Source organism: Niveispirillum sp. BGYR6 (assembly GCF_027568365.1).
GTDB lineage: Bacteria > Pseudomonadota > Alphaproteobacteria > Azospirillales > Azospirillaceae > Niveispirillum.
In genome coordinates, this window is sequence record NZ_JANLNL010000001.1 from 627,024 (window position 1) to 640,986 (window position 13,963).

Annotated in this window: 13 protein-coding genes and 1 tRNA gene; 3 read left to right on the plus strand and 11 right to left on the minus strand. The window is 64.4% G+C overall.

Annotated features, from left to right (window positions below; genetic code table 11):
- Positions 1-55: 55 nt before the first annotated feature.
- From tssA to rplM, 8 genes are all read right to left on the minus strand, one after another.
- Complete coding sequence (gene tssA, locus PCJ49_RS02615; RefSeq protein WP_269909578.1) at positions 56-1,171, minus strand: type VI secretion system protein TssA; 1,116 nt, start codon at positions 1,169-1,171, stop codon at positions 56-58.
- Positions 1,171-5,301: a type VI secretion system protein gene (locus tag PCJ49_RS02620; RefSeq protein ID WP_269909579.1), complete on the minus strand. Its 4,131-nt coding sequence runs from the start codon at positions 5,299-5,301 to the stop codon at positions 1,171-1,173. Before PCJ49_RS02620 ends, tssA begins: the two co-directional genes overlap by 1 nt.
- Positions 5,301-6,167, minus strand: a complete 867-nt coding sequence (locus PCJ49_RS02625; protein WP_269909580.1) for a DotU family type IV/VI secretion system protein — start codon at positions 6,165-6,167, stop codon at positions 5,301-5,303. The genes PCJ49_RS02620 and PCJ49_RS02625 overlap by 1 nt, the downstream gene beginning before the upstream one ends.
- A complete protein-coding gene (gene tssK / locus PCJ49_RS02630; RefSeq protein WP_269909581.1) occupies positions 6,164-7,504 on the minus strand; it encodes a type VI secretion system baseplate subunit TssK in 1,341 nt (446 codons plus the stop codon). Before tssK ends, PCJ49_RS02625 begins: the two co-directional genes overlap by 4 nt.
- A gap of 4 nt (positions 7,505-7,508) precedes the next feature.
- A complete protein-coding gene (locus PCJ49_RS02635; RefSeq protein WP_269909582.1) occupies positions 7,509-7,832 on the minus strand; it encodes a hypothetical protein in 324 nt (107 codons plus the stop codon).
- Between the two features lie 304 nt (positions 7,833-8,136).
- Positions 8,137-8,643, minus strand: coding sequence for a helix-turn-helix domain-containing protein (locus tag PCJ49_RS02640; RefSeq protein ID WP_269909583.1), 507 nt, complete (start codon positions 8,641-8,643; stop codon positions 8,137-8,139).
- Positions 8,644-8,840: 197 nt separating this feature from the next.
- On the minus strand, positions 8,841-9,326 hold the full coding sequence (gene rpsI / locus PCJ49_RS02645) for a 30S ribosomal protein S9 (RefSeq protein WP_089287005.1): 486 nt from the start codon (positions 9,324-9,326) through the stop codon (positions 8,841-8,843).
- Between the two features lie 4 nt (positions 9,327-9,330).
- Entirely contained in the window at positions 9,331-9,795 is a 465-nt protein-coding gene (gene rplM, locus PCJ49_RS02650) for a 50S ribosomal protein L13 (protein ID WP_089287004.1), read from the minus strand.
- Between the two features lie 321 nt (positions 9,796-10,116).
- On the opposite strand from rplM, the gene PCJ49_RS02655 reads away from it, so the two are divergent.
- A complete protein-coding gene (locus PCJ49_RS02655; RefSeq protein WP_269909584.1) occupies positions 10,117-10,335 on the plus strand; it encodes a glycine zipper family protein in 219 nt (72 codons plus the stop codon).
- 34 nt (positions 10,336-10,369) lie between these two features.
- Here the strand turns inward: PCJ49_RS02655 and PCJ49_RS02660 are convergent, their stop codons facing one another.
- Both PCJ49_RS02660 and PCJ49_RS02665 read right to left on the minus strand, forming a co-directional pair.
- A complete protein-coding gene (locus PCJ49_RS02660; protein WP_269909585.1) occupies positions 10,370-10,774 on the minus strand; it encodes a hypothetical protein in 405 nt (134 codons plus the stop codon).
- A 174-nt stretch (positions 10,775-10,948) separates the two neighbouring features.
- Positions 10,949-11,025: transfer RNA gene (locus PCJ49_RS02665), tRNA-Pro, on the minus strand.
- Between the two features lie 253 nt (positions 11,026-11,278).
- Here PCJ49_RS02665 and cutA point away from each other — a divergent pair.
- Together cutA and PCJ49_RS02675 are read left to right on the plus strand one after the other, a co-directional pair.
- On the plus strand, positions 11,279-11,596 hold the full coding sequence (cutA, locus tag PCJ49_RS02670) for a divalent-cation tolerance protein CutA (protein WP_269909586.1): 318 nt from the start codon (positions 11,279-11,281) through the stop codon (positions 11,594-11,596).
- A 290-nt stretch (positions 11,597-11,886) separates the two neighbouring features.
- The gene (locus tag PCJ49_RS02675) at positions 11,887-12,447 is read left to right on the plus strand and encodes a manganese efflux pump MntP family protein (RefSeq protein WP_269909587.1); all 561 of its coding nucleotides are present in this window, start codon (positions 11,887-11,889) and stop codon (positions 12,445-12,447) included.
- Between the two features lie 42 nt (positions 12,448-12,489).
- Here PCJ49_RS02675 and PCJ49_RS02680 read toward each other — a convergent pair whose 3' ends face one another.
- Positions 12,490-13,788, minus strand: coding sequence for an O-acetylhomoserine aminocarboxypropyltransferase (locus PCJ49_RS02680; RefSeq protein WP_269909588.1), 1,299 nt, complete (start codon positions 13,786-13,788; stop codon positions 12,490-12,492).
- Positions 13,789-13,963: the final 175 nt, after the last annotated feature.

The following is a 13,963-nucleotide window of genomic DNA, read 5'->3' on the forward strand; positions in this document are numbered from 1 at the left end:
CCAAAAATTACATTATCATATGACATACGCAATCGTATGCCATTTCCGCCCGGCTTTACCCTTCTTCAGGCAGGCCGAGAAGCTCAAAAATGGCAGCGACATCGCGGCGGCCCCGGCTGAGTTCCAGCAGCAGGGCCGGCAGCGGCAGGTCGCGCCATTGCACGATGCGGTGCAGCAGATAGGGGGTGGGGCTGTGCGGCTCTGTCTTGGCCAGAAAATCCGCAATCTCCGATAATTGGCGATAGGCATCGCGCCGGTTGGCAATGCCCCTGGCCGGCGACAGGGCGGCGGGGGCAGCTGCCCGCTCCTCCCCATCTTCCATGTTCAGCGCCTCCGTGGGCGTGGGGTCAGGTTCCAGCGCCTCCAGCATGGCCGGTTCCTCCCCCCGTTCACGCAGGGTGACCAGCACCCATTGCGCCATTTCATGCAGCCGTTGCGACAGGTCATGCAGGGAGGGCGCCTGATCGCCCAGGGCCCCGTTCAAGGCAATTTTCAACTGGTCCAGCGCTGCCAGCGCTGCCATCAGCCCCTGATAAAGTTCCCGGTAAAAGCCGGCGGGCGTGGCGCGTGCCGTGGCGTTGAACAGCTGCAATGTCACCGGCAGCTGGCCGCCACGCGGCGGCGGCCGGCTCTCCCGCCCTGCCAGTGTCTGCAGGCGCTGGCTGTTGAGGAAATCGCCGAAGGTCAGCCCCATCTCCCGGTCGGCCGGCGGATTGGTCACCTGCAGGGTCAGCAGCAGCACGACCAGCCGTTCATTCAGCCACTCAAAAATCAGGGCGCGGCGGGAAAGGTCGCCATCTTCATCCGGCCGGGGATGGCAATCATGGCCGAAACCATTCAACAGATGGGCCGGCAGCAGCAGGCCGGCGATCAGTCCCGGCACCCCATGGCGGGCCAGCATCGCCTCGCACAGCCAGGCCGCCACCTGCAGATCCTTCGAGCGGTCGGCCAGCACGGCGCTGGCAAGGCGGATCACCTCCGCCCAGTCGGCCCGCTTGCGGTCGGCCTTCCACACACCCTGCGGCAGGTCGATCTCCTCCCGCCGGGCTTCCTTGATCAGGTCATATTCGCCGCCATAGCGGATATCCTCCCCGCTGGGGTCGCCACCGGGAATGGGGGCCAGCAGTGCATCCATATCCAGCAGGCTGTTGGCATCGCGGATGCTGACCATCACATATCCCCCCCTTGAATGCCGGCCGGTGTCGGCGCCTTGGCCGGAAAGGTTGGCAGCACGTGCCGACGGCGCACCGCCGGCTTGCCAGGTTCCGCCGCCGGCGCGTCGGAACTGAGCGCCACGCGGACGAAAATCCGCGCCTCCCCTGTCGGCTGGCCGGGTCGCGGCCCGCCCGGCAGATCACGCACCACCATGGGTGCCGTCGGCACATCAAAGCGCAGCGTATGCGGCTGGCGGTCGCCGCCCTGGCCAAAATCCTGGAAACTGGCCCGGTGGCTTTGCAGCAGACGCAGCAGCGCCCACCGCCCCTCATAGGCAAAGGTCGCCGTCAGCCCATCGACATAGGGCTGGTCGCCGGCCGGTTGCGGCAGCACCGATCCATCACGGGCCCAGCGCAGGCGCAGGCTGACCGGATCGCCGGGACGCCAGCCGATGCTGCCGGCCTCATCACCGGTTTGCAGTTCCTGCACGCCGATGCGCAGGGCCCATTCGATGATCTGGTTGGCCTCCACCTCGCGCGGGCGGTTGACGCGGAATTCCGCCGCCACCTTGTAGGTGCCCGCCCCCTCCAGCGTCGGCACCAGGGGGGCCAAGAAGGCCTGCACCTGATCCATCTGGGCCAGAAACTCCACCACCGGCGCCAATTGCCGGTCGCGCTGGGCCCGGTTGGCCATCGCCTTGCGCAGACGCTCCCCATTGGCAGCGTAATCGCGCAGGAAGCGCACAACATCATCCGGATCGGCTTCCGGCAGGTCGTCATCCAGCCGCTCACTGCCGGTGACAAAGGGGTAATGGCCCGCCAGGGTGCGGTTGAACGTTTCCGCCAGCCCGGCATAATCGGTATTCACCGACTGCCCCTGCAAGGTGCGGCAGCGGTCCAGCAGCGCCGCGCGGATCGCGGCAGCCCGCTGCTGGAAGAAGTCACCCGGACCGCCGCTGCTACCGGCCAGTTTCTCTTCACATTCATCCAGCCGCAGCCTGGGCAAATCCACGCGCAGCAGGCTTTCCAGATTTGTCAGGCTGTTGCCCGGTGCCTTGGCGGCATAACGCTGCAGCCCCTGGCCGATGGATTGCCAATAGAACAGGGTCGCCCCGTCCTGCCAGCCGCTGCCCAGTTCATTCCGGCTGATCATATCCACCAGCGGGGCCGCCAGATTATTCCAGAGATGCTCCAGCCGGCCGCGCATATTGTCCAGATACTGGGCCATGGCCACATCGTCGGCGGCATAAAAACCGGCCTCCGCCGCACTGCCATGCCCATCCCAGTTGGCGAACCCGTCCACCGGCTCGTAAAAGCTCTCCATGGTGGTCAGCTCGTCCAGTTCCGTCAGCAGGCCCCCGGCATGGGCACGCATGACCCGGCGCAGCTCGTCATGCAGATCATCCAGCCGGTTCTGCGACAGGACGGACAGGATGGCGATCAGCTGTTCGGAAACCTGGCGCAGATCGGTCACCTCCGCCGTCAGGGCCGATTCCCCGAAATCCTGGAAGCGCTCGCTGCTGCGGTCGATCTTCTGGGCGGCGACCAGATGGTTGCGCAGACTGTCTTCCAGACGCTGCCGCCCCATCCGGTCCACCGCACTCTGGAAATCGGCGGGAATGCGCGGTAGGTCGACGGCGCGGAACTCCTCATAGCTGCGATAGGTCTTCAGCACCTCCGCCAGAGCCAACGGATCCCAGCTCATCACCTGTCCCGACCCGGCCGCCGGCGGCATGGAGAGGGAGACACGCGGATGTTCGCGCATGAAGGGCCGGTTCAGGGCAGGCTGGAAATGGTCCGACAGGGCATGGAGATGATCATTGAGGCGGAAGCCGGCCCCGCTGCCGGAGCGCACCAGGATGCGTTCGCCATCCCCATCGGAAAATTCCAGCAACTGCCTTACCAGGGCCTTATGGGCATCCCGGATGCCGGCGGCAAACTGGTTGCGCACCTCCGCCCCCACGGAATCCGTGGCCATCATGGCCATCAGATCGGTAATGGCGGGGCTGGTGGTGATATCGTCGCTGGCCAGCCACAGCAGGCCCGGATCGTCCAGCATCCGCCGCACATCCACCAGACTGGCGGCCAGATCCTGCATCCGCTGGCCAATATCCTGGCCTTTGCGCGGCTGCTTGACATCGGCCACCGCGTCGGCCAGCCGGCGCACGCGTTCAACAATGTCCCCTTCCGAGCCGATGCGGCGGGTCAACCCCTCCGCCAGGACGCCCAGGGTGGATTTCACCTGCCGGGCATGGTCAGGCGACAGTGGCGGGATATGCACCTGATGCAGACCGCGCAGATAAAGACCGGCATTATGGGCAAAATTGCCATCCAGCCGGGTGCCGAACAGGCTGTTGGACAAATTGGCCAGCTTCTCCACCGATCCCTTGTTGGCAGCAGCATATTCCGCCGCCAGCCGATCCAGCCCCTCCACCTTGCGCAGATAGGCCGCCATCGCCTCCACATCCGGCGCACCCGACAGATGGTGGTTATTATTCTCTGACAGAGGGGCGATGGGCGGCACATCGCGCAGCAAGGTGTAACGACGCTCCAGCTCCGCCCGCAGCGCCTTCAGCACCAGATGATCCAGCCCCTGGCCGAAACTGCGGGAGACGGCGGCATCGGTGCGGCCATCCCAGGAAGAGGGGATGAAGGGGAAGATCAGCCAGGAACGGCCGATGGCCTCAAAATCGGTCAACAGGCGGTGGGCCGCTTCGCTGCGGAAGCCATTATCGCCCCCATGCGCCTGCTGGGCCAGTTCCTGGCGGATCAGGGCCAAGGGCGGCTCCACCTCTGCCACGGTGCGTTGCAGCCACTGGTCAGCGATGAACAGTCCCACCGCCAGAACCAGGGTTGTGCCCACCAGGGCCGACTGGGCGATCAGGCTGGTGCGGGTCCGGGCGACCAGCCCGGTGCGGGCCGGCTGGGCCAAGCCTTTCTCCGCAAATACCTTGTCGGCCAGCAGATCGGTGACGAACAGCAGGCGGGGGGCAGCACTGGCAATCGCAGCATGGCTCCCGGCCGTGGTGACCAGACCGGGCGTACCCGGCCGCAGCGCCGTCAAGGCGTTGGAAAGCGGGCTGCCCCCCGCCGCCGGCACCGCCAGCAGGTCGCCCGCCTCCACCGGCTCGGCCGCGCCGGTGAACCAGATACCTCGCAGGAAATGGGTTTCCTGGAAAGCCGCCGCCCGCAGGGCCCGCGACAGGAAGGTCTTCAACGGGGCGGCCAGAACCGGGAACTCCCCGGGGAACCGGAACATGCCATCGGGATCGGCCGGATTGTCCAGGCCGGCCGCCGCATCGACATAATGGTTCCACAGGGCGGCCGAGACATCGGCAATGGCCTGATCAACATCGGCGGCATCGAACATATGGTCGGTGGCGCGCGGGGTGGCCCAGCCCAACATGGTGCCGGTGCCACCTGCCGGAGCAGCCTGCCAAAAGGCGGCAAAACCCGGAATATGGTCACACTGGGTGACCACGACATAGATCGGCAGGCGCAGGCCCACCCGGCGCTGCAGATCCCATAATTGGGCCTGAAAGGCATCGCCCTTGATGGCCAGCATTTCCGTGCCCAGGGCTTGCGCGCCCATCAGGTCGGTAGCGGAAATGGCCAGGATCACCCCGTCCAGCCCCCGCTGCGGCCGGTACCATTGCAGGGCGCGCATCAGCCGGCGCCATTGATCATTCACCGCCGGCCGGCCATCGGGGCTGAGGGCTGCGCGGCCGGCCGCATCAATCAGGATGCCATTTTCATAGCAATGCAGCGTGGCATCTTCCCCGGCCGGGGTATCGCTTTCCGGCAACAGCCTTGGCATGGCGGCGGCACGGGCCAGCGTCGTCTTGCCCGCCCCCCGGTCGCCCAGCAGCAGCACCCAGGGCAGCGTGTAGGGGGAGCGCACCCCCGCCTGATCGGCCAGACGTTTCAAGCTGGTGCGGAAAGCCAGCATGGTGGGCTGGGCCGAACCGCCATTGACCAGCGCCCCGTCAACCGCCCCCGGCTCCAGCAAAGGCTGCTGCTGGGCCAGCCCCCGCGCCTCACGCAGGCTGCGTTGCAGGGCCAGCAGCATCAGTGCCAGCACCAGCAAGGCCACCAGCAACAGGCCCGCCGCCACCCATCCGGCATGTGCGATCAGCCAGCCCGCCATCAGCGCGCCCCCGCGGCCGGGCTGGGGGGAACCGCCTGCGTGGGGGCGGTCTTGACCGGTTGTGTCGTCACCGCCTCCGGCACGGTCAGCGCATCCAGCCGGGCCGTCCGTTCCATCCACAGGCCATGCGCCAGCAATGTATAAAGCGCCAGCAGCACCGCGAAGCCGACAATATAGGGGCGCAGATGCGGCAGCTTCACCGCCACATCCCGCGCCACCGTGGCCGTATAGGCGGTGGGGCAGAGCCGGGGCAATGTGGCGGGTTCCTGCCGACGCCCCTCCCCCCGCGCATCTTCCAGCCGTTCGGACAGCACCGCCCGATAATGGCGCAGCTGCTGGTTATCCTGCGGGCGCCAGTACCGCCCCCGGAAACCCAGCGACAGAACGCAGAGATAAAGCGCCAGCATCTCCGGATCGGGCATCGGGTCGGCCAGCAGACGATCCAGATTCTGGAACACCCGCTCGCCCGCCACGCGGCTGCCGAACAGGGAGAGTTCCAGCAGATTATCCATCCAATATTCCCGCCCCTGCCACTCCTTCTCCTGCAACAGGATCTCATCGGCCAGGGCGGCCATCAGATATTGCGCCTCGCGGTAATGCATGGCGGCAAAGCTGCCGCCGCCACGCTGGGCGCTGGCCGCCTGACCATCCAGCACCCGGTGCAGGCGGCGATTGATGCGCACCGCCAGATCGGCCGGCTGCGGCCCCGGCTGACCTTCCCCGGCCAGCCGGTCACTCAGCGCCAGGGCGTCACGCACGCCCGAGAGTTCAGCATGAAAAACGCGGAACTGGTCCAACAGGGTGGGGCCACCCGCCGGGGGCGGCCGCCTCTCCTCGGTCCGGTTCAGCATCATGCGGTTCATCATGTGCCCGGCCCGTTGGGGATGAACAGCAGAATATCGGCCGGGCGCCGCAGCCCGGCGCGATCCAGCGGATTGACGATGAAGAGGGGTTCGCCAGCGGCAACAAAATCATCGCAGGCGACGGCATAGAGCATAACATCGCGGCTGGCGGCGAAGGCGCTCGCCTCCTCCGCCGACAAGGCCCGGCGGCTGGCCCCGCGCAGGCGATAGACGCCCAGCTCGTCCAGCCGTTTTTCCGTGGCGATCAAGGCCGCCTCCATCCAGTCGGCGGCGTCGTCTGCCTTCTGGCCCGGCTTCAGCCGCAGACCGACAATCAGTTCGCCGGTCAGCCAGCTTTCCTCAATCCGGTGGCGGAAACCATGCTGCACCGGCTCGAACGTCATGGCGGCAAAGGCCTGGGCGACATGATCCAGCACCAGATCGACCGCTGCCAGCAGCCGGCCGATGCAGCCGCGCGGGTCCAGATGGTCATAGGGTTCGGTCAGCGGCGGCACCAGACTGGAGCGCAGGATGGAGACATGGCCCATGACATTCAGCAGGGCCTTGTACAGTTCCAACGGGTGCAGGGCCGGCAGCCCCAGCAACCCCTCCAGCAGGGGCAGGCCCGCCACCAGACAAAGCACGGTCTGGCGGGCCTCTGCCCGATCCAGCTCCCCACCCTGGGCTTCCGCCACATAGCTGGCCTTTTCCCGCAGCTTGGCAACCAGCGCCCGCCCCTCCCGGAACAGGGCGCTGGTCGGCGACAGCACGGCGCTGGGTGCCTCATAATCGGTCAGCTGGAAGGTCTGATTCTTGAACTCGATCTCCAGCAGGGGCAGTGACACCATGCCGGGGGGCAGGTCATCCTCCAGCCGCAGGCGCAGGGCCGGGCGCAGCCGGGGAATTGGTTCGGCGTGGCTGCCGGTATTCTCATCCACCGCGCTCTCCCCAGGGCGGGAGCGCCAGCGGGCCAGATCATCATCGGGCCGGGCCGAACCGGGCTGGTATTTCGGCAGCACCAGATGCACCCGCTGCGGGCTGGACAGCCGGTCCTTCAAGGGCGGCAGGTCCATTTCCAGCCGATCATCAGCGCCATCATGCCGGATCAGCAGCCCATCGGGCAGCACTGCCTCCACCGCCAGCAGGCGCAGACGCCCGGCCGACAAAGCCCCGCGATCCAGCTCCATCCGCACCACCCCATGGGCGAAAGGGGCGATTCGGGACAGATGGAACTGGAGCAAGGCATCCTGGCGCAGCCAGGATTGCTGGAAATGGTGGGGCTGCAGCAGCATCCCCTCATGCCACTGCACCGGATCGGGAACAGGCGGGGCCGCGATGATCTTGCCGTTCTCGCCAGCCATCTTGCTATTGTCCCGACTCTATGGTGAAGGCATTGCGCCCCAGGCGTACATTGACGCTTTTCAAACGGTCCACCCGGGCGCGATGGGTGCCGGGTGTGGGGTAATGGGCGAAGACCAGGGCCGCCACCCCCTCATCCGCCGAGGCCAGCGGGTAGGCCAGCGACCGGCGCGGCACCAGCTCAAAAGAGCGGACCCGCAACCCGGTGGGATAGGCCAGCAGCAACTGGCCCTTATCCTTGAACCATTGGGCGGCGGAAAGGCTGGCAACGCCTTGCAGCGCGTCCGCGTCCATGACAAAAACCAGATCAACCGCGACCGGTGAATCCATATTGGCTTCCGGTGCGGCGCTGACTTCAATCCGGCGCGTCTCTATATGTGGTAGATCAGAGCCACAGCCCGACAATAAACATGGAATCGCCAAAAAAATCGGGCGCAAATATCCATATTTTTTGTCAGTAAACAGGTTCACACGCCCCCCCGCCACGACATTATCATTTATGCGTTAACCGCTTTTCCACCATATAGACTACTACGTCTATATCCCTTTGCGCTACAAATTATGACTATGACCAAAAGTATGGGTTCACTGCGCAAAGGGAAAAAAGCCAATAAGACAAAGATGTTACAAATAATCAGGCGCGGCCGTCCGGCTTACGGACACCTTTGATGGCGTCGGCAATCCGCTTCCCCAACGATTTTGCCTCCGCCTTCACAACATCAATCAATCGACGTTCAAGCCCGGCAATCGCGGCGGCCTGTGCGCGTTGTTCAGCGGCAATACTGTCCAACCGCTCCAGCAGTTCCACCGTTACGGACGGGGGTGGGGCGGAAGGGGCGGCAAGCGGCGCAATATCGGAATGGGGCTGGTTGGCAGCGGCCAGCCTGACTGTCACGCTGGTATGGGTCATGCTGACCGGAACAGGGGGGGACGCCCCCTCTGCCTCCAGCCAATCCAGCACCTGCTGATAGCTGATGCCCAGGGCATCGGAAATCCGGCGATAGCTCCAACCCTGTTTGCGCAGGCGGAAGGCCAGCATCTGCTTGCCGGACAGGCTCATCCGTTGCGTATCGGGCACCGGGCCCGTGGCTTCGGGCAGACCGGCGACAATCGTGATGTTGCCGTTCCGATGCTCCGCCATGGCAAGCGTCTCCCCTGATCGAGGCAGAGACAATAGCAGACAATCACAGGTCGTTAGAACCGCATTTGCCAAATTCTGTGCGAAAGAGGCAGGGCGCACGGACGGCGCTTTCCGGATAAAGATAAAGAAAAAGGGCGCCCCCAGTCTGGGGAGCGCCCTTTCTCCGTACAAACCCGGCGAACCGGGACCAAACGCGATTAGCGCTTGGAGAACTGGAAGCTACGACGGGCCTTGGCCTTACCGTACTTCTTACGCTCAACAACACGAGAATCGCGGGTCAGCAGACCAGCGGCCTTCAGCGGCGGACGCAGGCCCGGCTCGAAATAGGTCAGGGCCTTGGAGATGCCATGACGCAGCGCACCGGCCTGACCCGACAGACCACCACCGGACACGGTGGCGACGATGTCGAACTGCTCGACGCGGCTGGTGATCTGGAACGGCTGGTTGATCATCATGCGCAGCACGGGGCGGGCGAAATAAACCGCCAGCTCACGGCCATTCACGGTGATCTTGCCGGTACCGGGCTTCACCCACACACGGGCAACGGCGTTCTTGCGCTTGCCGGTGGCATAGGCGCGACCGAACGCGTCCAGCTTCGGCTCGGCCGGAGCGGCCGGGGCAGCGACGACGGAGGCGGCGGAAGCGCCGGCCTTCAGATCAGCGAGGCTGTTGATGGTGGCCATAATATTAGGCGCTCCGCTTGTTCTTGGCGTTCAGGCCGGCGATGTCCAGGACGACCGGCGACTGGGCCTCGTGCGGGTGAGCCGCACCGGCATAGACGCGCAGGTTGGTCATCTGGCGGCGACCCAGCGGGCCGCGCGGGATCATGCGCTCAACGGCCTTCAGGATGACGCGCTCGGGGAAGCGGCCGTCCAGAATCTGACCAGCGGAACGGCCCTTGATGCCGCCCGGGAAGCCAGTGTGCCAGTAGAACATGGCATCGTTACGCTTGTTGCCGGTCAGGACGACCTTCTCGGCATTGATCACGATGACATTGTCACCGCAATCCAGGAACGGGGTATAGGTGGGCTTGGTCTTGCCGCGCAGGATCATGGCGATCTGGCTGGCGAGACGACCCAGGACTACGCCTTCCGCATCGATCAGAATCCACTTCTTCTCGATCTCGGACGGCTTCAGGTTAAAGGTCTTCATCGGAGCACTCGGGCTTATACGGATGAAGGCGCCACCCACCGGGGTGGCACCGAAGCGGAGGGTTGTTTACGGGCAATGGCCCCCAGACGCAAGCAAAAAATGCTGTTCTGACAAGGTGCTGCGAAAAGGTATTATAATACCTTATTCACAAACCCTTTGATTCAATGGATATTTTTCTCCGTCTTTCCGGGCCGCCGGTTTGCTGCACCCATGTTGCCAATGCATGAATGCCCCGTGACATCGCCTGCACCTGCGGGAACCCGATGGCCCTGGCGCCGTTATGCAGGCGGGGCGCGGTATTGAACAGAACAGGAGATCACCATGCGTAACCAGATGGCGCTTGGCGCCGCGGCGGTCATCACCGCTTCGCTGCTGCTTTCCGCCTGCGGCAATAATATGGAACAGCGGGCCGCCAGCGGGGCGCTGATTGGCGCTGGTGCGGGCGCCGTGCTGGGCGGCAGCGTCGGCAGCGCTGTCGCCGGCGGCGTGGTCGGCGCCGGCGCCGGCGCCGTGGTGAATGAAATGAAGAAGAAGCCCTGATCGCGGGCGGCCGCCGCGTCTGGTGATCCGCCGATCAGCGACCGCTGGGAATATGGAACTCCCAATTCCCGGTAGTAAAGTCGAGCACCAGACGCATATGCCGCAGCAGGTCGAGCCCGAGGGAGACCTCATAGGGGGAGGCCAGTGCGGGATCGCTGAGCAGCGGAATCCGCACCTGCATTCCATTGTGGAAGGTCAAGATCCCGACCGGCTCGCCCTGAAACGCCCCGTGGCCGACAATACGGCGCAGCAGAGCAGGAGCCAGCCGCGTGACGGGCGAGGCGGTATCGAAAACCACCAAGACTTCAACATCCGGTGAATTACCTGCCCGTAAACGAAGCTTCAACAGGGGCCCTAGCTTGCTGAGGGCGCTCGGATCTTCTTGAACCTGATGACGAACCCAGCCTGCCATTGGCAGCAGGCAATCCCTGTTATCCATCTGCGCCCATCCCCTTAAATTAACCGGGCGGCATGGTGTGCAAGCAGCGTCCAGGGGTCAAGCCCAAGTTGCAGTCATCCCCTGAGCAAAGGTAAAAACACGAAAGGCGCCTTCCGGTTGGAAGGCGCCTTTTCGCATATCGTCACGTTTTCTAGTTTCCGTGACCCGAGAGAATGGTCGGAGCGACAGGATTCGAACCTGCGACCCCTAGACCCCCAGTCTAGTGCGCTACCAGGCTGCGCCACGCTCCGACCTCTCGATCGAACACCGTCGGTTGAACCAGCCGGCGTTCGGGCGCGGACTATATCCATCGAGTTTCCAGGATGCAACGTTTCTATCACTGAAAATCGTAATTTTTTTTAAGTCATTGATATTAAATCACTTTATTTCATTTTTTGCGCCTCCCAGCCCCCTTTGCCCCGATTTTTCTAGGCTGCGACGGCGAAATTTTCCGCATCCAGGGTAAAAATGGTGGCCCGCGCCATCCCCTGACGGAGCCAGCCCATGACCGATGCATTTCTGCTTTATGTCACCACCCCGGACCAGGAGACGGCGCGCCGGATCGGCCGTGCGCTGGTGGAGGAAGGTCTGGTGGCCTGCGTCAATATCCTCCGGGGTATGGAGAGCCTTTATCGCTGGCAAGGAACTGTGGAGCAGGCGGAGGAATGCGTGCTGCTGATCAAGGCTTCTGCCGGGCGCGTCACCCAGGTCAGTGACCGCGTCCGCACCCTGCACCCCTATGACCTGCCCTGTATCCTGGAACTGCCCATCAGCGGCGGCAACCCCCCTTATATAGAGTGGCTGGTGCGGGCCGGTTGCTGACCATCAGCCGGTCGCCAAGCTCGCAGGCGCGGGATCAGGGCTTGACCTTGACGGCAAGCTGCCCCTATACCGGGCTCGCAATTGGGGAGTAGTCCGCCGCCCTGGCCCCCGCCGGGCGGTGTCCGCGTCAACAGACTCAGGTTCGGCACAATCTTCAGCCCGGACCTGTGGCGCGGACGATGGTTCCTTGGCCGGAACCGTTCGACGAGACCGATGGCGCATCCGCCCCTGACGTGGCCTGGGGGTGGCATTGCGCCTCGGCTTCACCCCAGGCCCCCGGATATTTTATTGTGATCGCTTCCACCACGGTTGCGCTGGCCTTTAGCCTCGCCATGGATGCCTTTGCCGCTGCCCTTGGCAAAGGTGCCGCCCTGCGTCGCCCCAGTTGGGGGGCCGCCCTGACCGTGGGCGCCGTCTTCGGCGGCTTTCAGATGGTGATGCCGCTGATCGGCTTTGCCCTGGGGCTGGCCTTCGCCGACATCATCGATGCCGTTGACCATTGGATCGCCTTCGGCCTGCTGCTGCTGATCGGCGGCCGGATGGTCTGGGAGGCGCTGAAAGCCGACGAGGGCCAGGAGACCGGCATGAAGCTGACCTTCTCCGCCCTGTTCGTCGCCGGATTCGCCACCTCGGTCGATGCGCTGGCCGTGGGCGTGCCGCTGGCCTTGTTCGACAGCCCGGTCTTTGTCAGCGCCCTGGTGATTGGTGCCGTCACCTTCGGTCTGTCAACGGCCGGCGTGTTCCTGGGCCGTGCCGTCGGCCCGCTGTTTGGCCGCTGGGCGGTGGGAATCGGTGGCATCGGGCTGGTCGCCCTGGGCGCCAAGATCCTGATCGAACATACAATGGGGTAAGGGGATGGGCGGGGCGCCGGACACGCCCCGTCCTATTTTATTTTACCCCACCTGAGCCAAAGCCTGTTCCAGGTCGGCGATAATGTCCTTCACGCTTTCCAGACCGATGGACAGGCGGATGACATCCGGCCCGGCCCCGGCAGCCACCTGCCCTTCCGGCGTCAATTGCCGGTGGGTGGTGCTGGACGGGTGGATGATCAGCGATTTGGCATCGCCGATATTGGCCAGATGGCTGAACAGCTTGACCGATTCCACCAGCTTCACACCGGCTTCATAGCCGCCCTTCAGCCCGAAGGTGAAGATCGCCCCGGCCCCGTTGGGCAGGTAACGGTCCGCCAGTGCCTTATAGGGGCTGTCGGGCAGGCCGGCATAATTCACCCAGGCCACCGCCGGATGGGCCACCAGATATTCCGCCACCTTCAACGCGTTGGCGCAGTGCCGTTCCATGCGCAGGGCCAGCGTTTCGGTGCCCAGAATGCCCAGGAAGGCGTTCAAGGGCGCCATGGACGGCCCCAGATCACGCAGGCCGATGGCATGGCCGTAAACGGTAAAGGCCGCCGGGCCGAAGGTTTCGGCAAAACGCAGGCCGTGATAGCCGGGCTCCGGCTCCGTCAGGGCCGGGAAGCGGCCCCCTTGCGACCAGTCGAACTTGCCGCTGTCGATCACCACACCACCGACCGAGGTGCCATTGCCGGTCAGGAATTTGGTGGTGGAATGCACCACCAGCGTGGCGCCATGTTCAATGGGGCGGCAGAGATAGGGGGTCGCCAGCGTATTATCGACGATCAGCGGAATGCCCGCTTCCTCCGCCACCTTGGCGATGGCGGCAATGTCGCTGACGATGCCGCCGGGATTGGCTAGGCTTTCAATGAAGATGGCCTTGGTGCGGGGGGTGATGGCACGGCGGTAATCATCCGCGCTGTCACCGCTGACAAAGCTGCATTTCCAGCCAAATGCGCGCGGGAAGCTGTTGGCGAACTGGTTCAGCGTGCCGCCATAGAGCTTGCGCGAGGCGACAAAATCATCGCCCGGCGTCAACAGCGGGAACAAGGCCAGCATCTGCGCCGAATGGCCCGACGCCGTGCAGGTGGCCCCCGCCCCGCCTTCCAGATCGGCCAGCCGGCCTTCAAGCACGGAAACCGTCGGGTTGGTCAGGCGGGAATAGATGAAGCCGGCCTTTTGCAGATTGAACAGGGCGGCTGCGTCTTCCACATCGTCGAAGACGAAGGAGCTGGTCTGATAGATCGGGGTGGCGCGGGCGCCGGTCGCCTCATCCGGGGCGGCCCCGGCATGGATGGCCCGCGTCTCGAAGCCCAGGGCGGGCGAAGATTGATCGCTCATGAAATGTTTCCTGTTGGTATTCCCCGTGGATGGGTCCGGTTTTACCGGCTTCCCGCTTTATCGTTGGGAAAGATAGCTGCGCTGAGGCACGGCGCACAGATGGAATCGATCAGGCCAAAGGTCGCGGCTGATCTGTTTCTCTCCCCGGCCTATCATTCTGGAAAAACAGGGAGGA